The 24,766-nt window shown below is 42.6% G+C and carries 18 protein-coding genes; 9 read left to right on the top strand and 9 right to left on the bottom strand.

From position 1 onward, the window contains the following. Window positions 1-314 precede the first annotated feature (314 nt). The 5 genes from dnaA (at window position 315) to QL898_RS09690 (ending at window position 8,322) form a co-directional block, all read left to right on the top strand. Entirely contained in the window at window positions 315-1,754 is a 1,440-nt protein-coding gene (gene dnaA / locus QL898_RS09710; protein WP_290176647.1) for a chromosomal replication initiator protein DnaA, read from the top strand. Window positions 1,755-1,914: 160 nt separating this feature from the next. Beyond that, complete coding sequence (gene dnaN / locus QL898_RS09705; protein ID WP_179798536.1) at window positions 1,915-3,090, top strand: DNA polymerase III subunit beta; 1,176 nt, start codon at window positions 1,915-1,917, stop codon at window positions 3,088-3,090. Between the two features lie 140 nt (window positions 3,091-3,230). Beyond that, on the top strand, window positions 3,231-4,442 hold the full coding sequence (recF, locus tag QL898_RS09700) for a DNA replication and repair protein RecF (protein ID WP_290176646.1): 1,212 nt from the start codon (window positions 3,231-3,233) through the stop codon (window positions 4,440-4,442). A 511-nt stretch (window positions 4,443-4,953) separates the two neighbouring features. Next, window positions 4,954-7,569 (top strand): DNA topoisomerase (ATP-hydrolyzing) subunit B, encoded by a 2,616-nt coding sequence (gyrB, locus tag QL898_RS09695; protein ID WP_290176645.1) that lies wholly within the window; start codon window positions 4,954-4,956, stop codon window positions 7,567-7,569. A gap of 126 nt (window positions 7,570-7,695) precedes the next feature. Next, a complete protein-coding gene (locus QL898_RS09690; protein ID WP_290176644.1) occupies window positions 7,696-8,322 on the top strand; it encodes a manganese efflux pump MntP family protein in 627 nt (208 codons plus the stop codon). Between the two features lie 102 nt (window positions 8,323-8,424). On the opposite strand, the gene rlmF is transcribed toward QL898_RS09690, so the two are convergent. Together rlmF and QL898_RS09680 are read right to left on the bottom strand one after the other, a co-directional pair. Continuing rightward, window positions 8,425-9,462: a 23S rRNA (adenine(1618)-N(6))-methyltransferase RlmF gene (gene rlmF, locus QL898_RS09685; protein ID WP_290176643.1), complete on the bottom strand. Its 1,038-nt coding sequence runs from the start codon at window positions 9,460-9,462 to the stop codon at window positions 8,425-8,427. Window positions 9,463-9,549: 87 nt separating this feature from the next. Continuing rightward, window positions 9,550-10,305: a LysE family transporter gene (locus tag QL898_RS09680; RefSeq protein ID WP_290176642.1), complete on the bottom strand. Its 756-nt coding sequence runs from the start codon at window positions 10,303-10,305 to the stop codon at window positions 9,550-9,552. A gap of 229 nt (window positions 10,306-10,534) precedes the next feature. On the opposite strand from QL898_RS09680, the gene QL898_RS09675 reads away from it, so the two are divergent. Then, window positions 10,535-11,335 carry a crotonase/enoyl-CoA hydratase family protein gene (locus QL898_RS09675; RefSeq protein ID WP_290176641.1) on the top strand — a complete coding sequence of 267 codons (801 nt, stop codon included), beginning with the start codon at window positions 10,535-10,537 and terminating at the stop codon, window positions 11,333-11,335. A gap of 193 nt (window positions 11,336-11,528) precedes the next feature. Here the strand turns inward: QL898_RS09675 and QL898_RS09670 are convergent, their stop codons facing one another. Next, the gene (locus QL898_RS09670) at window positions 11,529-12,347 is read right to left on the bottom strand and encodes a hypothetical protein (RefSeq protein ID WP_290176640.1); all 819 of its coding nucleotides are present in this window, start codon (window positions 12,345-12,347) and stop codon (window positions 11,529-11,531) included. Window positions 12,348-12,713: 366 nt separating this feature from the next. Between QL898_RS09670 and QL898_RS09665 the strand changes: the two genes are divergently transcribed. Further along, on the top strand, window positions 12,714-13,874 hold the full coding sequence (locus QL898_RS09665; RefSeq protein WP_290176639.1) for a MalY/PatB family protein: 1,161 nt from the start codon (window positions 12,714-12,716) through the stop codon (window positions 13,872-13,874). A 199-nt stretch (window positions 13,875-14,073) separates the two neighbouring features. On the opposite strand, the gene QL898_RS09660 is transcribed toward QL898_RS09665, so the two are convergent. Continuing rightward, on the bottom strand, window positions 14,074-16,371 hold the full coding sequence (locus tag QL898_RS09660; protein ID WP_201547537.1) for a YadA-like family protein: 2,298 nt from the start codon (window positions 16,369-16,371) through the stop codon (window positions 14,074-14,076). Window positions 16,372-17,065: 694 nt separating this feature from the next. Here QL898_RS09660 and guaA point away from each other — a divergent pair. Then, a complete protein-coding gene (gene guaA, locus QL898_RS09655; RefSeq protein WP_290176638.1) occupies window positions 17,066-18,676 on the top strand; it encodes a glutamine-hydrolyzing GMP synthase in 1,611 nt (536 codons plus the stop codon). A 425-nt stretch (window positions 18,677-19,101) separates the two neighbouring features. Here the strand turns inward: guaA and QL898_RS09650 are convergent, their stop codons facing one another. After that, window positions 19,102-19,329, bottom strand: a complete 228-nt coding sequence (locus QL898_RS09650; protein ID WP_290176637.1) for a hypothetical protein — start codon at window positions 19,327-19,329, stop codon at window positions 19,102-19,104. 405 nt (window positions 19,330-19,734) lie between these two features. Here QL898_RS09650 and QL898_RS09645 point away from each other — a divergent pair, with 405 nt between their 5' ends. Further along, the gene (locus QL898_RS09645; protein WP_290176636.1) at window positions 19,735-21,570 is read left to right on the top strand and encodes a hypothetical protein; all 1,836 of its coding nucleotides are present in this window, start codon (window positions 19,735-19,737) and stop codon (window positions 21,568-21,570) included. A gap of 211 nt (window positions 21,571-21,781) precedes the next feature. On the opposite strand, the gene QL898_RS09640 is transcribed toward QL898_RS09645, so the two are convergent. The 4 genes from QL898_RS09640 to QL898_RS09625 all read right to left on the bottom strand — a co-directional run. Next, on the bottom strand, window positions 21,782-22,786 hold the full coding sequence (locus QL898_RS09640) for a YhdH/YhfP family quinone oxidoreductase (RefSeq protein ID WP_290176635.1): 1,005 nt from the start codon (window positions 22,784-22,786) through the stop codon (window positions 21,782-21,784). A 192-nt stretch (window positions 22,787-22,978) separates the two neighbouring features. After that, window positions 22,979-23,956: a zinc-binding dehydrogenase gene (locus tag QL898_RS09635; protein WP_290176634.1), complete on the bottom strand. Its 978-nt coding sequence runs from the start codon at window positions 23,954-23,956 to the stop codon at window positions 22,979-22,981. A 235-nt stretch (window positions 23,957-24,191) separates the two neighbouring features. Beyond that, window positions 24,192-24,446, bottom strand: a complete 255-nt coding sequence (locus tag QL898_RS09630; protein WP_290176633.1) for a DUF2798 domain-containing protein — start codon at window positions 24,444-24,446, stop codon at window positions 24,192-24,194. A gap of 205 nt (window positions 24,447-24,651) precedes the next feature. Continuing rightward, window positions 24,652-24,766: transposase (locus QL898_RS09625; protein ID WP_201547709.1), on the bottom strand; the 115-nt coding region annotated here is incomplete at its 5' end.

Below are 24,766 nucleotides of genomic sequence, written 5' to 3'. Positions count from 1 at the left end.
TGTGGTTAAGTCTATTTTCCTTTTTATTATCAATTTACTAGGCTATGGGTAAGCCTGTGGATAAACTGTGGGTTAAATATGGATAACTAGCTTGTGAAAGTTATGCACAAAACTATCCACAGTCTTATCCACAAAAAACAAGGTTTTATCCACAGGGTATCTGTGTTAAATTAGGCGCTACTTGATATACACCTTCGTATAGGATATCAGTACGAACTCTTTGGTTAGCTGTTACGTGTAATATCGAGGCTTAAGTAGCAATTTATATTGTTAAAAAATAACTATTATTTCAGATTACAAGGTCAGTACTTTTCATGATAGACACAGCAAATATTTGGGATAAATGTCTAAACGATTTGCGTTATAACGTCAAAGACAACGTGTTTACTATGTGGCTGAGACCTCTGTCAGCTCATCAAGAAGCACAAACTTTGATTATTCTTGCTCCCAATGATTATTTTGTAACGTATATCAAGAAGAATCATCTTCAGGATATTCAGCAGTTGGTGACCAAACACAGTCAAGGTAGTATTGAAGAGGTTGTCGTACGTGTTGATAATGCTGGCCGCAATGCAGAAGATAACAGTCAATCAGGTTCTTTATTTGTAGAAGACGAGGTCTCCCCTACCCTATCCGAACATAAATTTGAATCTATTCATCATAACAACGCAAAAGCAGATATCGACGCGAACATGCGTCATAATGAGCCAGTTGAGTCTGCTGATACAAAATCATTAAGCTATCTTAACCCCGACTTTACTTTTGAAACCTTTGTTACAGGTAAGTCCAATAACTTGGCTTACAAGGCTTGTTATGAGCTTGGTAAGCGCCAATCGAAAAATCGTCACAATCCTTTATTTATATATGGTCCTTCTGGATTAGGAAAAACGCATTTAATGCATTCTGTAGCTCATCGCTATTTAAAAAATAATCAAAGTTTTTATTATTTCACTTCTGAAAAGTTTATAAATCAATTAGTTTATTCATTAAGAAATAATAAAATAGAAGATTTTAAAAAGAAAATAAAAAAAGTAGATTTATTAATTGTAGATGATATTCATGTATTGGCAGGAAAGACTAAAAGTAGTAATGAGTTTCTAACATTATTTGCAGATTTTACTAGTGGAGATAAACAACTTATTTTGGCCTCTGATCGACATCCCTCCCAAATGACGGAATTTGATGAGCGATTTAGATCACGATTTTCTTGGGGGTTGACAGTCGCTGTTGATCCTCCTGAAATTGATACTCGAGTGCAAATTTTGCAGAAAAAAGCAGCCTCCTACGGGATGGTATTACCAAAGGAATGTGCGCTATTCATTGCGCAAAATGTAGTGTCTAATGTCAGACGTTTAGAAGGTGCCCTAAATCAGGTGTTTGCCAATGCTAACTTAACAGGGGCACAGATTACTCTTGAAATGGTGCAATACGCACTAAAAGACATCGTTGCGATGCGTGTGCAGGCAGTAAATATGGATAACATCCGTAAGATAGTTGCTGAGTACTATGATGTCACGGTCAAAGACATCATGGGACGTAAACGTACGCGTAGTATTGCAAGACCACGTCAAATAGCGATGGCTTTGTCGCGTGAATTAACAGGCGATAGCTTCCCTGAAATTGGTCAGTCGTTCGGTGGACGCGACCATACAACAGTGATGCATGCTTGCGATAAAGTAAATGAGTTAAGAGCAGCAGACCCTGCATTTGATAAGGATTATAAAACCCTAGCTTTAATGTTACAGGCAGGATAGAAGCGACAGATATCGTTGTATTCTAGTAGATACAGATGGTTTATAATATCGAAAATACAAGTGCACAGATGCTCTGTAGATTATCGTCAGCAGACAAGGTATTATTGAGTCATTACGATAAATTTTTATAAAAGAATCATTCAAACAAGAGTAATTAAGCATGCAATTATCGATCAATCGAGAATCGTTACTAAAAGCTATCAACTTGATCGCCAAAGCCGCTGATAAACGCCACAATATGGTTATATTGGGTAATATCAAGCTACAGCTATCAGATTCTGAGCTTATCTTAACAGCGTCAGATTTAGAGGTAGAGCTGACATCGACATTGAAATTGCCTGCTGGTGCTTGTGTTGAAGCAGGTACAACGACGCTTCCTGCAACCAAGCTAAAAGATATTTGTAAATCGCTACCTGCCCAAGCGCAAGTTAATCTAGCAACTCAAGCAAACGAGCGTTGCTTATTAACTAGTGGTAAGAGTCGTTTTACATTGGGAACATTGCCAAGCGAAGACTATCCGAGCTTAGGTAACCCTGAAAATATCACCCCTTTGACTATTAGCCGTAATCGTCTAACAGATTTGATTCATAAAACACAGTTTGCGATGGCAATTCAAGATGTACGCTATTATTTAACAGGTATGTTATTTGACGTTTCACAGCAGCAACTGACAACGGTAGCAACAGATGGCCATAGATTGGCATTAGCTCGTAGTGTGATCAATGTAAGCGCAGATCTCAATATGCAGGCTATCTTGCCACGTAAGGCAGTGATTGAGCTTGAGCGTTTAGCTTCTGAGCTTGGTAAAATGTTGGGTGATCAGGACAACGCAGTTACTCTGAGCTTCGGTCGAGAGTTTTTACAAGTAAGTTTGCCATTTGGTGATGTAGATAGTGCAGGGCAGGTCAGCCAAGATCTAATGGTAACATTTACCGCACGTTTGATTGATGGCAAGTTCCCTGATTATCGCCGTGTGATGCCGAGCAATACTGATAAATTGGCTTTATTCAGTCAAGAAAAAATGACAGATGTATTACGTCGTGTTGCCATCTTGAGTAATGAAAAATCTCGTGGTGTGGTCTTTAATTTTGCTAGCGATGGTATGGTCGAAGTACGTGCTAATAATGCTGAGCAGGATGAAGCAGTCGAGATGATACAAGCTAAGTATCAAGGTGAGCCGATGGAGCTGTCGTTCAATGCTGCGTATCTGCAAGATGTATTGGGCGTTATCCAAGGCGATTTACAAATGCATATGAGCCAATCGAATGCCTCTGTATTGGTCAATCAACTAAATGATGAGTTCCATCAATATGTCATCATGCCAATGCGTATATAGTGTGTTTTTCTTTAGAGACAAACAAAATTGAATAGAAATAGTACGTTTTAAAAAGCTTTATTTTCAGTACTAAATATCGATTTTTTTGATAAACTTTTGCCTGCTATATTAGCAGGCTTTAATGGGCGGCTATCGATACCATGATTGAACGTCTACAAATATCCCATCTTAGAAACCTTACTCAAATTAGTTTAGAGCCTGCTGCTTGCAACGTTATTATCGGTGCAAATGGCAGCGGTAAAACCTCGTTGCTCGAAGCTATATTCTTGTTATCAAGAGGTAAGAGCTTTCGCCATCACCAGCCCAAACGTTATATCCAACATCATCAAAATAACACGACTGTTCATGCTAAGCTCAATGATAGCCGTACTTTAGCTATTCAAAAGCAAGCAGATGCTACGACCATTTTACGCCTCAATCAAACCACTGTTTACAACCAGAGTATCTTAACAGAGCAGCTACCTACATTGCTGATAGATCCATCGACAATGGATATGTTGGAGCAGGGAAGTGCGAGCCGTCGACAGCTGCTAGATTGGTTAGTGTTTCACATGAAACAAGGGTTTCACCCACAATGGATGGCTTATCAACGTCTCCTAAAACAGCGCAATAGTTTGCTAAAAAATACTCGTCATTTAACCCAAGTACAGATTGCTGAGCTGAAATCATGGGATAAAGGGTTGAGCAACCATGCTGCTTTGATTCATCATTATCGCGAGCAAGTATTTACTGAATGGCAGCCTTATTTTGCCAAGAGTATTGTACAGCTATTGCCTTCTTACGCTGAGCAACTGAGCCTGAGCTATAACGCTGGTTATGACACCAGTGTCGCGCTAGATGTGCAGCTTAATGAGCGGTTAGAGCAGGATTTGCAACTGGGATATACCCGTATAGGCAATCATCGTGCTGATATTCATGTGCATTGGCGTTCTGATGAGTCTATAAGCGACCAAACGACAGATGCCAGAACAGCAGTTTCAGCAAATAGTATTCAAACCAAATTACCGACTTTAAAAGAACAGGCAGCAAATGTATTGTCTCGCGGTGAAAAAAAGCTACTTATCACTGCACTGCGCCTATCGCAACTACCACTGTTGCTAAACGATGGGGAGCGCAGTAACTCACTCAATGATGAATTATCATCGAGAGCGACCCCTATTGTACTCCTAGATGATATCACTGCAGAATTAGATGATAGAGCTATAGAAATACTGCTATCGACCCTAGCTCAACTCCCTTGCCAAGTATTCATGACCAGTCTAACAGACGATATTTTACCTTTAGTTAATGAACTTTGGTCACAACCAAAAACATTTCACGTGAAACAAGGGAAAATCTCATTTACTAACTAATATTTTATTCTTTTGCTTATACTTTTGATGATTACCTATCTACTTTCACCTCTCATTATTCAGTACACTAGCCACTACTATCTGTCCTAACAGTTACTATATTAAAACGACCTTTCACAGACCGTAAAACTCTCAGTAAACAGTGACTTAGAAGCAAAAAAATGTTAAAATAACCCTTTATTTTTGTCCTGTGCTCAGCAATTTGTCTGATAGCATCATAGAAAAGATTTCTATTTTTTAATTATCTATAAGTATTTGATAAATATATATTTTATTTATTTCAATAGTTTTAACAACGGTTAGAAAAACAAAGACTATTACTAATAAATAATTTGCTAATTTTATCTCTGTGCAGCCTTTTTTGAGGCTAACGGTAGTTAGTAGTTTAGCTGCCCATATGCACTCTAGATTATGAATAATAGATGTTAATTTTAAGATGCCATTATGTAGTAGACTTTTTATAAGTGCGCTAATTATAAATGGCTGATTATGGCTAGATTAAGGAATGTACATGAGTGATTCATTACCTATTGACCACGAGCAATTGATAGACGACAGTGCTACTGAAGCGGCTGTGCCTACTGTAGTTTCAGAAGTGTTGCCTTCTGATTATAGTTCTAAAGATATTCGCGTATTGCGTGGGTTAGAGGCTGTACGTGTGCGCCCTGGTATGTATATCGGTGATACCGATGATGGCACAGGCTTGCATCATATGGTCTTTGAGGTAGTGGATAACTCTATCGATGAGGCGCTTGCTGGTCACTGTGATCAGATTGATATCGTTATTCACGAAGATGAGTCTGTTAGTGTGATGGATAACGGTCGCGGTGTGCCTGTTGATATCCACCCAGAAGAGGGTGTATCAGCGGCTCAGGTCATTATGACTGTATTGCATGCAGGCGGTAAGTTCGATGATAATAGCTATAAAGTGTCAGGTGGCTTGCATGGTGTTGGGGTATCGGTCGTCAATGCGTTGTCTCAAAAGCTTGAGATGAATATCTGGCGCGAAGGCTATCACTACCATCAGACTTATACTGACGGTGTACCCGATAGCGATATCCAACAGATGGAGGCAACCGATCAGACGGGCACACAAATCCGCTTTTATCCTAGCAGTGACGTGTTTACTGGTACGATCTTTGAGTACGATATCTTAGCAAAACGCTTACGTGAGCTGTCGTTTTTGAACTCTGGCGTGCGTATAGTTTTGACTGATGAGCGCATTGATAAGCGTCATGAGTTTGAGCACAAAGGTGGCTTGCTAGAGTTTGTTAGTTACATCAATGCTGGTAAAGACGGTATCAATGAAGTATTCCATTTTACCAGTCAGCAAGACGATGGTATCAGTGTGGAAGTTGCACTGCAGTGGACAGATACGTATAACGAAAAAGTATTGTGCTTTACTAACAACATTCCGCAAAAAGACGGTGGTACGCATCTATCAGGTTTCCGCTCAGCACTCACACGTGGCTTAAATAGCTATATGGATCGTGAAAACTTGTTCAAAAAAGAGAAAGTCGCCGCAACTGGTGATGACGCTCGTGAAGGTTTGACCGCAATTGTCTCTGTAAAAGTACCAGATCCAAAATTTTCAAGTCAGACCAAAGATAAGCTGGTATCGAGCGAAGTGAAGTCTGCTGTCGAATCAGCGATGCATGATAAGTTCAATGATTATCTGCTAGAGAATCCAAGTGCTGGTAAAGCCATTGCTAATAAAATTATGGAAGCAGCACGTGCACGTGATGCGGCTCGTAAAGCGCGTGAAATGACTCGTCGTAAAACCACATTAGATATTGCAGGTTTGCCTGGTAAGTTGGCTGATTGCCAAGAAAAAGATCCAGTACTCTCAGAGCTATACATTGTGGAGGGTGACTCTGCAGGTGGCTCAGCGAAGCAAGGTCGTAGCCGTAAAACGCAAGCAATCTTGCCATTAAAAGGTAAGATTCTAAACGTCGAACGTGCACGTTTTGACAAAATGCTGTCATCTGCTGAAGTGGGTAACCTGATTACTGCATTAGGTTGTGGTATCGGTCCTGATGAGTATAATCCTGACAAAGTACGCTACCACAAAATCATCATCATGACTGATGCCGATGTTGATGGATCGCATATTCGTACGTTGCTATTGACGTTCTTCTTCCGTCAAACACCTGAATTGATCGAGCGCGGTTATGTATATATTGCTCAGCCGCCGCTATACAAAGTAAAAAAAGGTCGTCAAGAGTTATATCTGAAAGATGACGAAGCGCTTAAAGCGTATCTATTGTCTTCAACAATTGACAATACTAAGCTGCACATCAGTGCTGATGCGCCTGCAATTACTGGTCAAGCGCTCGAGACACTGCTTAATGACTATAACCAAACACAATTGATCAAGGCGCGTCTGCAGATTCGCTTCCCAGCGGTGATTTTGGACGCATTGACGCATACACCAAAACTTAGCACTGACATGACTTATGATGAGTCTGCCATGCAGGATTGGAAAGTAGCGATGCAGACTAAGCTGGATCAATTCGGTAGCGATCTAAGCCCTGAAATTGAATTGGTTAATATCCATGCGCCGCAGCCAAAAAATATGGATGCAGCCGCAGCAGATCTATTGGGTATGACGCCGGTAGTAGGTACCGTAGAAGGCGAAGCGTCAGATAATGAGGCTTTATCTACCAAGGCACAGTGGCTACCACGCGTCACGGTATATGTGCATCAACTGGCACACCATTATCTGTTAGATGCTAGCTTTATCAACTCTAGTGAGTATGGCAAGTTGTTACGTCTATCAAGCGAGTGGAATACGTTGCTTGAGAGCGATGCTTTTATCCGCCGTGAAGCAAGTGCAGGGACGACTAAAGATATCCCAGTACGCGACTTCGATTACCTCTGGCAACAAATGATGCTGGATGCGCGTCGTGGTCTAGCTATCCAGCGTTACAAAGGGCTAGGTGAGATGAACGCCGACCAGCTGTGGGATACAACGATGGATCCTGAAAACCGTCGTATGCTACGCGTTACTATCGAAGATGCTATCGCCGCTGACCATATGTTTACTTGCTTGATGGGAGATCACGTTGAGCCGCGTCGTATCTTTATTGAAGAGAATGCGCTAACAGTATCGAACCTAGATATCTAAACTTGAAACTGGTTACTGACAATTTATAAAAATACCGCTTTGATATTCAAGGCGGTATTTTTGTTTCACGTGAAACTCATTTGTTAGCGTTACTATTACCTAATAATTATAATCTGTGGAAATCAAATGGTTGAAGTAATTTTACTCGCTATTGCTTTAGCAATGGATGCGTTTGCAGTGTCAATAGGGTTGGGTGCTAAGGCTCAAAAATATAGTCATCAATATGTACTGCGCTTGGCTATCTATGCTGCGCTTTACTTTGGTATCGCTCAGGGTGTCATGCCTCTTATCGGATACTTATTGGGTGCGGCAATGTTGGGTTGGTTGGCCGCTGCTGCACCCTGGATTGGCGGTACTATATTGATTGCTCTAGGTGGGAAAATGCTTTACGAAGTGTTTACTGCTGATGAGTCAGATGACGACAGTGATGATCTGGACGTCAATGATGATGCTATTAATACTGGTAGTGACACAGTAACAGCCACGAGTAAGCATGGACATATCAATCACCGCACTATGTTTACGTTAGCAGTTGCAACTAGTATTGATGCAATGGCGGCAGGATTTACGCTGAATTTATTGGCACTGAATGCGTGGTTAGCTTGCTTAATTATCGCTGTAGTAACTGCTATATTTGGCTGGATCGGGGTCTATTTGGGACGTCGCTCAGGCACATGGCTAGAGGATAAAGCTGAAGCATTGGGCGGTATCGTGCTTATTGCGATTGGTCTAAAAGTGATGTTTTTTAGCTAATTTAGATTTTTACTAAGTGTTTATACAAAAGCACCGCTTTGGATATCAAAGTGGTGCTTTTTTGTTTCACGTGAAACTCGAACTAGTAATTTTGCTTAATGATTATTCTTCGTCAGTGTCAAAGCGCCAAGCTAGTACGCGAGTGCTTTTCTGACCTTGGCTCATCTCGATGATACGCATTTGAGCGACGTTTAGCTGCTTTAATAACAATTGCAATGGCTTCACGTTTTCAGATTTCGACACTAAAGTAGTGAACCAACCAACGTGTTCTGCAAAGCTCTGGCTTTCTTTTGCCATCTTGGTCAAGAAGGCAATCTCGCCACCTTCACTCCATAGCTCTTTGTGCTGACCGCCGAAGTTTAAGTTTTGCGCAGCATTGCCTGATTTGGTTGAGCTACGGCTGATTTGCTCGCTTTCATTCTTACCACGATGACGCTGCAAATTGTGCTGCTTGCGACTATTGGCTTCCATCGCTTCTTCTAATGAAGCATGAAATGGAGGGTTGCAAACCACGACATCAAAATAATCTTGACGACCAATGATGTTCTTAAAGATAAATTTAGGCTCAGGCTGCAGCTTTACTTTGACCGCACTCTTTAGTTTCGGATTGGCTTCACAAATCAGCGCTGCGGTGTTGACTGAGATAGGGTCAATATCACTTGCTGTAAAGCGCCAGCCATAGCTCTGGCTACCGACGATAGGATAGATAGCACTCGCACCAGTACCGATATCAAGGGCGTGAATTTCCTTACCCGTTGGCGGTGTGTTATCGGCATTTACGTGAGTAGTTTGCGCCAACAAGTCCGCGATATAGTGAATATAATCGGTACGTCCAGGAATAGGCGGACATAGATAACCTTCAGGAATGTCCCAAAATTTAACCCCGTAATAGTTTGCCAACAGTGCTTTATTCAGCACACGAACAGCCTGATGATCCGAGAAGTTAATCGTCGACTCACCTTTAGGGTTGGTAATGGTGTGGTCAGCAAGCTCAGGTAAAGCTCGAGTCAATACCGCAAAGTCGTAACGACCTTGGTGCGGGTTACGTGGGTGCAGCTGACCGAGTTTCTTTGCGGTCGCAGGAGATCTGTTTCTATGTTTACTATTTGCAGGGTTACGGGTCATGGGCTTACTTGTCATAATGTCAGGCTACGATATATGGATATAAGTAACCAGTGTAGCAGATTTCGCAGGTTGCTAATTGTTTATCCGCGCTTTATCGGTCGCTTATCGATGACGCAATATCAAGTTGAGCCCTAATACGATCATCGCAGTACCCAATACGCGGTCGATCCAATGCTCAAACCTTTGGAAGCGTCGATGTACCGCAGGGATAGAGAGTAGCATAACAACCGTACTAAACCACGCCATCTGTAACACCATCATCCATACACCATAAATAGCCAATTGCCAAAGTGGTATATCAGGCGACAATACAAGAGTAAAGATAGCTACAAAATAGACAGGTGCTTTTGGATTAAAGACATTACAAAGGAATCCGCGACGCAACGTGGCAGAGGTAGATTCGTTATTGCTAGGTGATTTTTCGATAATGGTTTCTTTGGTTGTAGGTGTGGTCTGGCTAGTAAGCGCATCTTGTGAAATGTGAGTGCTTGAATCTACTTGTGGGTCTGCTTTTTCCAAAGGATATGTTTTTTCAAAAAGTTGAACGGTCTCTAACTCTGCTGGTTTTTTAGGCTTAGCTTGGATACCTTGCCAACCTAAGTAAATCAGATAGCCGCCGCCTAACCATTTAATAGTAGTCAATAACGGCTGCGAATGAGCAATGACAGTCGCCAGTCCTAATACAGAATAGATAATATGGACGGCAAGACCCAAGGTAATACCGAGACTACAAATCAAACCTGTGCGTCGACCTTTTGCTAATGTCTGCTGCGAGACTAAGACAAAATCAGGGCCAGGGGAGGCCGCAGCCAATAGATGTACGCTAGTGATGAGCAAAAAACCGTGCCAAAATTCCATAAAATACTCTGAACCATATTTAGACCTGCAACATAGTTGCACTTATCGTAAATGAGGTCAACTTTTATCGATTTTTGCACTATGCGAGTCATCTCTATTGCTTGTGTTATAGAACGAGGATGTCTATATTAAAGGTAACTTATCGCTCAATCTCTACACATAAATTACCGAGATTTGACTATATAACCACTCATTGTATGCCAATGATTACTTTAACAAGGATGAAACCATGACTACGGATAGTAACGCCACAGAAAACCGCATCACTTATAACACGCAAGGCCATGTTTGCCTTGTCGGGCTAAATCGCGCTAACAAACGCAACGCTTTTGACAGTCATATGATTGCTCAACTGTCTGACGCCATGACTCGCTACGAGGCAGACGATAACTTACGCTGTGCGTTGATATTTGCCCATGGTGATCACTTCACTGCTGGATTAGATTTAGTCGAGCTACAAGACAAGCTAAACGATGGCGTGTTTGAGTTTAATGACGATCAAATCGACCCATGGGGTATCAGTGGAAAATTGCGTACCAAACCCGTGGTCGTGGCGGTCAAAGGTACTTGCTTCACAGTGGCTATCGAGCTGATGCTAAACAGTGACGTGGTTATCGCTAGTGATAACTGCAACTTTGCACAAATGGAAGTACAGCGCGGCATTATGCCATTTGGTGGGGCGACGGTACGTTTTGTCGCAGCAGCAGGTTGGCAAAAAGCCATGCCATATCTGCTTACTGGTAAAGCATTCGATGCGCAAACGGCTGATAGGCTAAATTTGGTCAGTGAAGTGGTAGCAAATGGGTCTGAATACGAGCGTGCATTAACGCTAGCCCAAGAGATCTGTAAAGCCGCACCTTTGGGTGTGAGAGGGGCATTGTCTTCAGCGCAAGATGCTAGCCGCAATGGTGCAGCAACGGCATTGGCCAATATCCATAGCTATCTCCCGCCGCTGTTTCATTCAGAAGATGCCAAAGAAGGCGTGATGGCGATGGTTGAGAGACGTGAGGCTGAGTTTAAGGGGCGTTAATATTAATAAAGTTTAAGAATGATTTCTCATACGCAAAAGATAAAAGTTCGATATGTGGAGTTATCTTTTAAACCTCCGTAAAAGTCCTATTTAGTCGAACATACCACCCAAAAAAACCTCGCAATCGCGAGGTTTTTTGTTTTATCTAGTATGACTAACTATATCAGTGTCAGTTTTAACCGCTCAACTATAATTATTTAGCTTTTTGGTAGTAGTCAACCATCATCGTACCTAAAGTGCCATTGTCATCGATTGTGACGATTCTGACCGTACCTGATTGTGCTGCGGTACTCGACTGCACTTGTCCAGCGTTACCTAAGACGACTTGGTTATCTTTAGACGCCTTTGCCTCATTACCAATAGCGATACTGTTCATGCCACCTGCCATAGATTTATTACCGACCGCGACTGAAGTTGCGCCTTGTGCTGCTGCCGCTTCACCGACAGCGGTAGAACGCATACCACTTGCATTGGCTAGATGACCAAATGCTTGTGCGCGTTCAGCGGTAGCTTTTGACTGCCAACCGATAGAGGTTGAGCCTAGACCAGCAGCATTGGCTTCACCGCCAACGGCAGTGGCTGAGTTGAGACCTGCATTGGCTTTATTGCCGACAGCAACCGTATCATTATTGCCACCTGCCATGGCTGCTTCACCGACAGCAGTAGAACGCACACCGCTTGCATTGGCTAGATGACCAAAAGCTTGCGCACGTTCGGCAGTGGCTTTAGATTGCCAGCCGATAGAGGTTGAGCCTAGACCAGCAGCGTTCGCTTGACCGCCAACGGCAGTAGCTGAGTTTAATCCTGCATTAGCCTGACTACCGATGGCAACGGTATCATTGGTACCGCTAGTCGTAGCAGCGTTTCCAAGAGTGATGGCGGTGCTGCTAGTTGCGCTTGCAGTCTGATGGTCAGTTCCTGTTGCCATAGCCGTGCAAGAAGCAGTTGCGGCAATGGCAAAGGTAAGGGCACTAATCTTTAGTACTGATTTCGGTAAAAAGTCCATTTTCATTCTTCATTCCTTTTTGTTAGCCTTGATGGCTTATTAGATAGTTTGGGTAGATGTTGATAGATTATAATCATGGCAACATCAGCGCACTTTGGCATAAATAACTTTATCATAGATAGAGTCCGAAACCTTAATGTAGCATTAATTTTTAATCATTATTGAAATAAAGTTTACTTTATATCTTTGACGGTTATTTAAGCCGATAAATGGATATTTAGGGTCTAAAATCACTTTGATTCTTTGTGAAAAATTGAATGCGCCTTAATCTACTAGAGCAGATAGCGTAGCGTATATTGATAATACAATGCATATATTACGCTGTATTTTTGACGTTCCAAACCATTATTATTCCAAATAAGAAGAGTACCAATGCAATATAACTTTGATGAAATAATCGACAGACGCGATACCGGCTCACTCAAGTGGCACTATAGCGATGACACGATTGCGCTATGGGTAGCAGATATGGATTTTAAGGCTGCCGCACCGATACTAAGCACGGTTGAGCAAGTCATGCAGCATGGCATCTTGGGTTATACCAAACCTACTGACGCTTTATATGACTCAATTATTAACTGGCATGGCAGTCGTTATGACTTGCAGTTAGAGAAGCAAAATATCTTGTTTTCCCCTGGTGTCGTGCCAAGCCTAGCGCTGATGATGAATGTCTTTACCAAGGTAGGCGAGGCGGTAATGGTCAACGATCCTATCTATATGCCTTTTATGAGCAAGGTTGAGCAAAATGGCCGTAAGCTTGTGCTCTCTGCACTGAAGGAAGTCGAAAGTAAATATCATCTGGACTTGGCTGATATCGAAGCCAAAATCATCAAGCATGAGGTTAAGCTTTATCTACTGTGCAATCCACACAACCCTGGCGGGCGTGTATGGACGAGGGACGAGCTGGAAGCGCTACTTACGATTTGCAAAAAGCACAATGTGGCGATTGTGAGTGATGAAATTCATCAAGATTTGACCCTGACTGGTCATACTTTTACGCCATTTCTGACGCTGGCAGAAGGCTATGAGCACAATGTCGTCAGCCTGACTTCGATGACCAAAACCTTCAACATCGCAGGTATCAAAGGCTCGATGATATTTGCTAAAGATAAAGCGCTAATCAAAAAAATCAGTCAGCAGCAGCAATTAAATGATGAGTACGAGCTGAATCTATTTGCGTATACAGCCATGCGTAGTGCTTATGAGTACGGCGGTGAGTGGTTAGAGCAGGCGCTAAGTTATATCGAAGCCAACATTGAATTGACGATGCAGTTTTTAAATGAGTATTTGCCTGATATTAAAATCATGCGCCCAGAAGCATCGTACTTAATTTGGCTAGATTGCTCAGCGTATGCTGAAGACGATCAAGCACTGTATGACATCCTTCGAGCTGCCAAGGTTGAGCTGAGTGCGGGATTCAAATATGGTGAGGAAGGTCATCTGAGAATGCGTATTAATGTGGCCTGTCCTAAAGAAGTATTGATAGAAGGGTTGAATCGTATGCGTACAGCCTTTAGAGATAGCCTTAAATAGAGTATCAAACAGATATAAAATGTGAGTTAGATATTTACCTTATGCATTAGTCTAAAAGTCAGATTAGCTTTCTGCTCATAGGCTTGGTTGTATCTGAGTAAATAAAAACCCCGCAATTGCGGGGTTTTGTTTGGCTTGTTTTAATGGTCTTTACTTTGTCTGTATAAACCAACGGTTTAAGCAAGTACTTATAAGTTACTTACCAAGCGAAAGTAACGCCGCCACGTGCGCCTACTTTGCCAGTATCAGTACCAAAACCAGCGCCTGTTGAAATGGTAACACTATCACTTACTCGTCCAGCAAATGATGCGCTGATCGCAGTGCTACTGTTGTAGTAGCCCGTACCGATAGTCATCGCATATTTCTTACCTGAAGGAATAACCGGTGTCTCCATCGATAATGCCATGGCAATACCGTCTTCTGCTTCATCTAAACGATCTTCTTGACGATTGTACTGACTACGCAAATCGTTGAACTGTCTAGCGCTTGCAAATGAGTCTACACTACTGGTACCTAATGTACCGTTTGCATCAGCTGTCACGATACTGGTAGTCCCAGATTGTGACGCAGTGCTCGCCTGTAATTGGCCTGTACTGCCCAAGACAATTTGGTCATCATTTGCAGCAGAAGCACCGTTACCGATAGCAATACCGTTTGAACCACTAGCAGTTGATTGGTTGCCTAGCGCGATAGATCCTGCACCTTGTGCCATTGCGGCTTCACCAACAGCGGTCGAACGTACGCCTGTTGCAGAAGCTAAATGACCAAAAGCTTGCGCACGTTCAGCACTAGCGGTTGATTGCCAACCTATTGCGCTAGCTCCCGCTTGCGTTGCTTGAGCTTGAGCACCAACAGCAGTTGAAGAGGTGCCAGAAGCCGTGGTTTGACGCACACCACTTCTATCCCCACCGATCGCTACACCATCTAAACCTGACGCTACCGAGTTATTACCAATAGCGACGGCATTATCTGATTCTGCGCTAGCTGCTTCGCCTACTGCTGTTGAGCGTAGACCAGTCGCTGATGCTAAGTGACCAAATGCTTGCGCACGTTCACCAGTTGCTTCTGATTGCCAACCTACTGAAGTAGACCCTAAACCTGCAGCATTTGCTTGACCACCGACAGCAGTGGCTGAGTTCATACCAGCATTTGCTTGGTTACCGATAGCTACAGTGTCATTACCACCGCCTGCCATTGCTGCTTCACCGACTGCCGTAGAACGCACACCGTTTGCTTGAGCCAAATGACCGAATGCTTGCGCACGTTCGCCAGTAGCTGCTGACTGCCAACCTACTGAAGTAGAACCTAAACCTGTAGCGTTGGCTTGACCACCGACTGCAGTGGCTGAGTTATTACCTGCATTAGCTAGATTACCAATAGCGACAGTATCGTTACTGCCACCAGCGACCGATTCGTTACCTAGTGCCACCGAGCGTTCGCCTTGTGCTTGCGCAGCTTCACCTACGGCGGTAGAGCGTACGCCGTTCGCTTGAGCTAAGTGACCGAATGCTTGCGCACGTTCACCAGTAGCTGCTGACTGCCAACCTACTGAAGTAGAACCTAAACCTGCGGCATTTGCTTGACCGCCGACTGCGGTGGCCGAGTTCATACCAGCATTTGCTTGGTTACCAACGGCAACGGTATCATTGCTGCCGCCTGCTATTGCTGCCTCACCCACTGCCGTAGAGCGTTCGCCGTTCGCTTGAGCCAAGTGACCGAAAGCTTGCGCACGTTCAGCATTTGCGCCTGACTGCCAACCAATAGCGGTTGCGCCTGGACCAGTGGCTACTGATTCGCCGCCAACTGCCGTAGTAGAGTTGCCTTGCGCACTAGCACCAGCACCGATTGCCACAGCGTCATTACCATTGGCATTTGAGCCAACACCATCTTCGTCTAAATCACCGTCATTGTTGACGTCATTATTACCACCAATGGCGATAGCACCATTACCTGTAGCCGTGGCATCTTCACCGACAGCAACTGACTGAACACCGATTGCAGAGGTCTGATGACCTAGTGCGGTTGATCGATTGCCTGCAGTAATCGCTTGCCAGCCGATAGCAGTAGCACCAGGACCACTTGCTAATGACTCGCCGCCAACGGCTGTTGTTGAATTGCCTAGAGCCTGAGCACCAGCACGTGACCCATCTTCAGAGACTCCGCCGCCAACTGCTACTGCATCTACGCCATCAGCTTGTGAGTTAGCTCCAATAGAGACAGCGTTTTCATCAGAGGCAAAAGCGGTATTACCGACGGCCACAGCATTATCTGCTGATGCAAATGTGTTTTGACCAATAGCAGTAGCATTGTCGGCAAAAGCACTAGTGTTTGGACCACAAGCTAAAGCATCTACTCCAAAGCTAGATGCGCCCCCTGTTCCATTATTGAGTTGACATTCAGCTGCCATAACAGTGGAGGTGCCTAAAGATGCAGCCACAATGGCTAAAGCAAGTGAGCTAAGCTTAAGTGCTGAGCGTTTCGAGAACTCCATTTCCATAATTTTTATCCTTTTTTAAGGCCCTAAAGGCTCTAGGTTGGTTAAGCGAGTATTAAAAGGGGTGTTTGCACTATCCGTCCGTCTAAAATAACTTTACTGCCAGATAACTTAACAATTGACCGTACAAAATTTTGTCAAATAGTAGTTGGTAAAGTCACTTTTAACTATCGTCAAAACAATGCGACTTTGTATCTAAATGCGTATTTTGTATCTTCATTAGTAAGAACTAATTAATAATGTACACTGCTCCGTAATAAAAATCGATTAATATTTTTCTATTGTTTCAATATGATATGGTATTAAACAGATGTCCTTCACGAACCTTGAAGAGTAAGTGTTAATTCAAGTAGTTATATCATGAACTAGAACAATTAAAGTGATTCTGTAAAGCCTTATAGCTGCAGTATTTTTAGATGATTGTTCACTAATAACTATCCTAGATAAAGTTGTACTATAATTAAGCGATTGAAATTGAAGACTAGTGCAAATTTTATAAGCTGTTTGCGTGATTAGTAGAAAATTGCTAGTAAAAAACGAGCACCTATCAGGCTAGTTAGGAGTATTCGTAAGCTTGATTAACCAGTTTCTGATAAAAAATCTATTGAATAACGAAATATTGCGGAGGAAGTAACCCTTATGAGGCGTAAACTTGTTAAAATAGGGCACCAATTTATCTATTGATGGACATCGATTTATGACCACTGCCGCTGCCACTCCTACAATCAAAGAAGATCGCATCTTAATCCTCGATTTTGGCTCGCAATACAGTCAGTTAATCGCCCGCCGTGTGCGCGATTCTGGGGTGTTTTGTGAGATGTTCCCTTATGACATCGATACTCAGCGCATCATCGATTTTGGTGCAAAAGGCGTCATCTTATCGGGTGGTCCTGAGAGCGTTCATGCTGAAAACAGCCCACGTATCAACGATGCAGTGTTTGAGTTAGGCGTACCCGTATTAGGTATCTGCTACGGCATGCAGGCGATGGCAGATCGTTTCGGCGGGCAGGTTCATGCCAGTGATATTCATGAGTTTGGAGCCGCGACCATTGATGTCACTGGTCACTCGCAGCTGACTGACGGTATCGAAGACAGCAAGACTGACGGCGCGGCTGCCAAGCTAAACGTTTGGATGAGCCATGGTGACAAAGTCATCGAAGTGCCTGAAGGCTTCGACATCATCGCCAGCACGCCAAGCTGCCCGATTGCGATTATGGCCAATGATGACAAGCAATACTACGGTCTACAGTTTCACCCAGAAGTCACACATACCCTACAAGGTCAAGAGTTGCTGGGTCGTTTTGTCCATCAGATCTGTGAGTGCGCAGGTGAGTGGACACCAGACAACATCGCTGATATGCGTATCGCACAGTTAAAAGAGCAAATCGGTGACAAGCAAGTATTGCTAGGTCTATCGGGCGGTGTTGATAGTTCAGTCGTAGCCGCGCTATTGCACAAAGCAATCGGCGATCAGCTGACTTGTGTATTCGTTGATAATGGTCTATTGCGTCTGCACGAAGGCGACCAAGTCATGCAAATCTTTGCAGAAAACATGGGCGTAAAAGTCATCCGTGTTGATGCTGAAGATTTGTTCTTATATGCGCTAGCAGGCGAGTCTGATCCAGAGAAAAAACGCAAAATCATCGGTAAGACGTTCATCGACGTATTCGCTGATAGCGCGCGTCAAGTGAGTGAGCAAAGCGATGGTAAAGTCGTTGAGTTCTTGGCACAGGGTACAATTTACCCAGACGTGATCGAATCTGCTAAATCACATCAAGGCAAAGCACATGTGATTAAGAGCCATCATAACGTCGGCGGTTTGCCAGATGATTTGGCATTTAAACTGATTGAGCCGTTACGGGATTTGTTCAAAGATGAAGTACGCAAGCTTGGTATTACCTTAGGTCTACCAGCCAAAATGATCTATCGTCATCCGTTCCCAGGTCCAGGTTTGGGCGTGCGTATCCTTGGTGAAGTCAAAAAAGAATACGCTGATGTCTTGCGTCTGGCGGATGCGATCTTTATGCAAGAGCTTGAGCGTTCAGGCTGGTACGACAAGACGGCGCAAGCATTTGCGGTATTCCAACCAATCAAATCTGTCGGCGTGGTCGGTGATGGCCGCCGCTATGCGTGGGTGATCGCGCTACGTGCGGTTGAGACAGTAGACTTTATGACGGCTCGCTTTGCGCATCTACCTTATGATTTGATCGAGACGGTATCAAACCGCATTATGAACGAAATCGCTGACGTATCACGCGTGACTTATGATGTGTCGAGCAAGCCACCAGCTACGATTGAGTGGGAATAGTCTGTTTAAGTATTCTAAATGGTAACGGTGCTAACCTCGCTAGATGTACAAACACGTACTATCTGCGCTCGGTTGCCTTGTTACCATCTTAGACTACGTAAACTTATCTAAATAGCTGTTCTACTCAGTTTTTTGAATTGATATACAGCTTGTCGTCAATAAAAAAACACTCAACTTGGTTGGGTGTTTTTTTTTGGTTGCGAATATATTTTAGATATTGAAATAGTTATCTATTACAGTTTTAGTTTCACCAGTATTTCTCGCCAGATAATTTTGCAATATGATTATAAACCACTCTATCTATATATTTAATCATGTCTAATTGATTGTTGAGTTTTTTTAAAAAGCGAGAAAAAAAACCAATATTCATTCTTGCTCAATTATCTAATTTTTGCAGTTCTAGTTACACTGTAACGAGAGACAAGTCAATGAAGTAGGTGCTTTTCTCCTGTATCTATGGGTTGCAATGGTAGCCTATGCGAAATTGCTCCTGACATAAGATTTGCTTGGTTGAATGCAAAATCGACTGCGTTTGCTACAATAGAATCCATTCCCCCAGATTCTGCAATTCTAACATTTCTTGCAGCTCCACCTGAAATAGTAGATTTACCTTTTCGTTCTAATGGCATACACCACTTGTCTTGCTTTTTCATGTTATCACCTTTGATCGTTGGTCATGAGTACCTGTTGTAAGTCTCATGAGTTAAGAGCTTCCATTTCTATTTGTCAGTGGAAAGTAGTCGGTATCTAGTACCTACATTAAGGACAAACTTGATACCAAATCTTGTCTTAATGTTTATGAGATACCGTTTTTCCATGATCCATGATCGATGACGACAAGACTTCTGATGCTTTCTTTACTACATGGTTTGGGACACCAGTTCCGAAATCGATATTGTTGTAAAGTTGCATTTCACTCTCCTTCATCACCTAGGTTAGTGTATGTAAGAGGAAGTTTTCTATCACCCCCAGTTTTATACGAGCCAGCTTTATTTGAAAATGAAGCTTAAAAGGTGCAAGATGATAATCTGGTTTAATCAAAGGGTTAGAACGCTATTATGTTGATTCCAAATACTGCTCAGACTGTTGACTTTGTGTTCGAATTACTGGATCTGAAGCTTAGTGAAAACAAAAAGATTGCTATTGACAGTCGCTCAGAATTCGAGAGTCAAAATGCGATTTTCAAAGAAAAATGCGATCTTATAACTTCTGCTTTATCTTTAGATGATCCCGATATATGGTTATACATAGATCATACGATTGGGACGCTTTTAGAAGTAATGAAGGAACTTAATTTGCTATTAGGCCCTTTGGCTATGGATGAAGCTAATCAACAGAAAAATAGGGCGATGTTCCTCAGTTATTGGTGCATACCATACGCAATTTCAGCAATAGGCAAAATAGAAGGTAGGGTTGATAGAGAATCGCCATTATCTACTATGAGGACTTGGTTGATCGAGATCTTGCAAGGGAGCGATGATGTTAGAAGATCTACAAAGTCTAAAAACTGCGATGTTGAATCGTTCATTCGCCAAAAACTGGCTCTAGTGCTTCCAAGGGGAGTGAGTAGTGATATAAAAAGTGATCTGGCCTCGAATAAGGGATGGAAATCAATTTCATATTGTGATGATAGAAATAGAAAACTGGTTGAAAAATTCCAAATTGATTTAGTTGGCCGTAAAAATGCTAAATTACTTCCCCAGATTAGAACGTTGGTTAAGGCTGGAGGCGTGTTAAGAAAAGCTCTAAAAGGTTTTGAATTTGAAGAGTTAGCTATTTCTGATGCTGATGAAGTAATGCTAAAAATGGATAATTTTCTTCTTTCCTTTGAACAGATACAAGATAATTTTGAAACGGGTACTAAAACTGACGCTTCTGACTCATTTATTGAGGTATTTAGTTACTTAGAATCTAACTTGGTAAAAGAAACCAGCCAACATGCTTTGAAAAATATACACGCTATCAATGAGTTAGTTGAAAGGTATCCTACGGTTGCAGCTAATAATAGCTTTGAGTCTATCTTATTGATATTACACGAATATATGTCGGAGTTTGAAGGTTTTGACCCTACACTATTACAAAGGGTTATAGATCAAAGTGAAGATTTTGATATTGATTTCGAAAGTGTTATATCAGATGCTCACGAACAAGTACGGCAGGAGTTTACTGACTTTATTGCACAAGTTGATAAAAGTTCCTCTTCATCTCAGCAATTACTGATTTTGTCTTGCATAGTATTGGCTACCTCATTAGTAACTTTACAAACCGTACAACACAATAAAATGACGAAGCTCATTGCTGTAATTAGAAACTGTTTGAGTTCTTCTGGTGATTTTGCCGTTTTGCCATTTTTCTCTACACCTTTTGAGCGAAGGTCAATGATCCCTATTGATTTCAATCGTTTTAGTGAAAATAGCCAGATCGTTGCGTATGCTATAAAAATCTACAATAGGCAACTGATGCAAAGTTCACGAGTATTTGATTTTTCGAATAAACTCATACTACCATTTTGGCACATGGATTTTCAGTTAGAAGAATTTATCGACTCATACCATAACGGCAAGTTTGATAAGACAAAGGCGAAAGTGCTAACTAAACCTAACCGCTTTTGGAGAGTAGATCGCTCGTCAGTATATGAAGTATTACGAGATATTAAATTTTACACAGAGATATTTGGTGTGAATCTTAAAGATGGCAATGCGATTGTTCCACCTAGTGTTGATAAGTATCTTCGTCTACCAGATAGCGTAAAAAAGGAAGCACTGAAAGTATTAAGTCCCAAGGAATATGAAAAAGATAATACTGCATCGAAAAGAGCAATCAAAGCAAGGCATAATGGTTCCAAAAGCTATATTGGTTCTGATGGTTTACCTGTTTTTATCCTCAAAAGATAGCATAAGAATTATAATCCACTACTAAGATACTTTTAAGACGTGGTAACAGAAAAGAAAAAATTAAGCTTTGTTTTATCTGACTTGATAGTAGACTCTGCCATTGGTTCTGGTCTTAAACCCATGCTCTTATCACTGAATCTAAATAAAAAAAGCAGCACTCCTTTTGGGGGTGCTGCTTTTTTTATTAATACTAATTGTTCTAAACCAAAACCTATCCCTTCACATTCACCACATAACGTCCAACTACTTTGCTCGACATAAAGCGATCTAAGTATTCCGGTGTTTGCTCTAGCGTAATCTCTTCGCCATAGCTTTCAAGATTAGGCAATTTCATATCGGTCGCGACACGTTGCCAAATCGCTTCTTTATCCGCCAGTGGGATATAGACCGAGTCGATACCCAGTAGCGATACCGCACGGGTAATAAATGGCATGACCGTCATTGAAAACTCAGCGCCACCTGCTAGACCACAGCTCGTCACCGCGCCGCCCGCTTTAGTTTGTTTGAGCAAGTTAGATAGGTAATCACCACCGATGGTATCGATAGCGTTTGCCCATAGCTCACGGCCGACAGGTTTGTTACCGATTTCATTGATGGTATCGCGATGACGTACTTCGCTTGCGCCAAGCTCTTTTAGATGCTCGCTTTGCTCTGGCTTACCTGAGAATGCAATCACGTCATAGCCGAGCTGCTTTAAGATAGCGATACTGATTGTACCGACGCCACCTGTTGCACCAGTGACAGCAACTGGGCCATCACTGGGTTTTGCGCCCATTTTTTCTAGCTTTTGGACACTTAGCGCTGCGGTTAGACCGCCAGTACCATAGGTCATCGCTTCTTTTAGCGTCAGCGTTTCTGGGCAAGGTAGCGCCCAACCTGCTGGTATAGAGATCATTTGACCCAGACCGCCATCCGTATCCATACCAAGATCATAGCCGAATACCAATACTTCTTGTCCTGCGCTAAACGTGCCTGACTTATCACTGACGACCACGCCAGCTGCGTCGATACCTGGGGTATGCGGGTACTGTTTGGTGATTCGTTTATTGCCCGTGGCTGACATCGCATCTTTAAAATTTAACGATGAATAATGCACTTCGATGAGTAAGTCATTCTCCGGTAAGTCACTGACTTTGCGCTCTTGGATGCTTTTTTTGAATTCGCCATCGCTGGTTTCTTCGACGACTAAGGCTTTAAATGTTGTATCGTTTGACATGGTTATATCCTTATTAAATATTATTATTGGGGTTGATAGGTAATTGCATATGTATATGTTTACATCAGAATTATCATGGCAACAGCACGGTTAAAACAAAAAAGCCCATAGTATTATCTAACGAGTAATACAAATGGACTTTTCATATTTATGATGCCTTCAATGACAATCAATGCAAGGTTAGAGTATCACTTAAGGTTTTAGGATAACTTTACCTTTTTTGCTTGATTGTACTTTTCCAGAGACGGCGGTTGTGATGTCGTCTAGACTATAGATAGCTTCGATTGGTAACTTTAGATCGCCGTTCGAAGCGCGTTCTAGTAGCTCATCGATTAGACGTTGTTTGTTTTCTAGATCCATTTCTTGGCTGGTTTTGCTGCCCCAGAAGCCTTTTACAACGGCTTGCTTAAAGATCAAGCTACCAGCATCTAGTGCCATTGGCTTGCCTGACATGATACCAAACGAGACCAGCGTGCCTTTGCTGCCAAGTAATGATAGTAGCTCGTTGCTCGACTCACCACCGACTGAATCAACGGCTGCTGTGATCTTATCATCACCAATGATAGCGCGAACTTGGTCTTTCCAGTCATCGTCAGCTGTGACGACATTGTTTTTGATATCGAGCGAGGTCAGCTCTTCTATCGCATCTTTACTACGTACGAGGTTAATCGTATTTACACCGCGTGCTGCTGCTAGCATCGCAAGCGTTTTACCCACAGCACCATTCGCCGCGTTATGAATAATCCATTGACCGCTATTTACTTCTAGGAACTCTAATAGCATTAGGGCAGACAGCGGCATAGCGATCAGCTGGGCAGCCAACTCGTCTTCAATGCTATCAGGCATGTTGAATACCATGCTGGCAGGTGCGACAAAATACTCTGCCCACGTCTCGTGTACACTAGCGCACGCCACACGTTGGCCGACGCTTAGGTCTGTGACGTCATCACCCACAGCATCGATAATACCTAACGCCTCACTACCACCGATGGCTGGCATCTCAGGCTTATAGCCATATTGACCACTTACCGTTAGCAAGTCATGGTTATGAATAGGGGAGAGAATGGTTTTGATACGGACTTCGTTGGCAGCAGGCTGCGGCATGGGGCTGTCGCCAACGCTCAATACGTTGGAGGGTTTGCCAAAGCTGTTATGAATAGCACTACGCATGATGATTTCCTTTGTCTATTTTTAATAATCGTATTCTAGTTATTTGATTGTCTGTCGGTGATGGACACTCGAAGAAAGCGTGCAATCAGCTAACAACAGTAGCAACTTTGATGGATTGTTATCAGTACTTTTTTGGTTAAGTAACGTTGTTGCTTACTGATGAGGACATTGCACAATCATGGCAAATTTAAGATAACGATATTATTGGGAAACATGCTGTAGTGCGCAGGAATAATTAATAAAACTCTATCCTGCTCAGTACATGCTCTTGTATTAGATAAGCGCAGATGTACGCACTTGGCCACGCAAAAACAAAAGCCAGTCCCCAAGAATGCATCAATTCTGTAAAAAAGCCATCAACGTAGCCTACTTTTACCAATAATAGCGCTGACGAGATAATAAGCGACATCATCATCGCCATCAGACCTGTAAAGATAAGGCGATAGAGCTTGCGATGAATGCGTATTCTGATAGTGGGGAAGTTGGTCATAGTGTTCGGTGTCCTACAGGATAATAGCAATTAATGACGCTCAGCCTATGATGCTGGCGTATGGCACAAATATAATTATGCGGTAATAAATAAGCGTAACTGACAAGATAGTTGGCTACGAGCGCACATGATACGCTTCGAAAATGAGTAGGTAAAATCGTTATTATTAATGGTAGGGTTTGCGATATGTTATTAGGGCGTGTCATCAATTAAGCCAAATGACACAAGAAACCAGATAAATAGCACTCAAGAAATGACGGGCTAACTTATCATAGCGAGTAGCAATCGCACGATACTGCTTAATCTTGGCAAAGAAGTTC

The organism is Psychrobacter sp. APC 3279 (genome assembly GCF_030407795.1).
Taxonomy (GTDB): Bacteria; Pseudomonadota; Gammaproteobacteria; order Pseudomonadales; family Moraxellaceae; genus Psychrobacter.
Note: the sequence above shows the minus strand (reverse complement) of the source record. Positions and strands in the feature narration are given on the sequence as shown.

Coding starts and splice junctions, on each gene's coding strand:
- dnaA (WP_290176647.1), top strand. CDS start 315: ATGATAGACACAGCAAATATTTGGGATAAATGTCTAAACGATTTGCGT.
- dnaN (WP_179798536.1), top strand. CDS start 1,915: ATGCAATTATCGATCAATCGAGAATCGTTACTAAAAGCTATCAACTTG.
- recF (WP_290176646.1), top strand. CDS start 3,231: ATGATTGAACGTCTACAAATATCCCATCTTAGAAACCTTACTCAAATT.
- gyrB (WP_290176645.1), top strand. CDS start 4,954: ATGAGTGATTCATTACCTATTGACCACGAGCAATTGATAGACGACAGT.
- QL898_RS09690 (WP_290176644.1), top strand. CDS start 7,696: ATGGTTGAAGTAATTTTACTCGCTATTGCTTTAGCAATGGATGCGTTT.
- rlmF (WP_290176643.1), bottom strand. CDS start 9,462: ATGACAAGTAAGCCCATGACCCGTAACCCTGCAAATAGTAAACATAGA.
- QL898_RS09680 (WP_290176642.1), bottom strand. CDS start 10,305: ATGGAATTTTGGCACGGTTTTTTGCTCATCACTAGCGTACATCTATTG.
- QL898_RS09675 (WP_290176641.1), top strand. CDS start 10,535: ATGACTACGGATAGTAACGCCACAGAAAACCGCATCACTTATAACACG.
- QL898_RS09670 (WP_290176640.1), bottom strand. CDS start 12,347: ATGAAAATGGACTTTTTACCGAAATCAGTACTAAAGATTAGTGCCCTT.
- QL898_RS09665 (WP_290176639.1), top strand. CDS start 12,714: ATGCAATATAACTTTGATGAAATAATCGACAGACGCGATACCGGCTCA.
- QL898_RS09660 (WP_201547537.1), bottom strand. CDS start 16,371: ATGGAAATGGAGTTCTCGAAACGCTCAGCACTTAAGCTTAGCTCACTT.
- guaA (WP_290176638.1), top strand. CDS start 17,066: ATGACCACTGCCGCTGCCACTCCTACAATCAAAGAAGATCGCATCTTA.
- QL898_RS09650 (WP_290176637.1), bottom strand. CDS start 19,329: ATGAAAAAGCAAGACAAGTGGTGTATGCCATTAGAACGAAAAGGTAAA.
- QL898_RS09645 (WP_290176636.1), top strand. CDS start 19,735: ATGTTGATTCCAAATACTGCTCAGACTGTTGACTTTGTGTTCGAATTA.
- QL898_RS09640 (WP_290176635.1), bottom strand. CDS start 22,786: ATGTCAAACGATACAACATTTAAAGCCTTAGTCGTCGAAGAAACCAGC.
- QL898_RS09635 (WP_290176634.1), bottom strand. CDS start 23,956: ATGCGTAGTGCTATTCATAACAGCTTTGGCAAACCCTCCAACGTATTG.
- QL898_RS09630 (WP_290176633.1), bottom strand. CDS start 24,446: ATGACCAACTTCCCCACTATCAGAATACGCATTCATCGCAAGCTCTAT.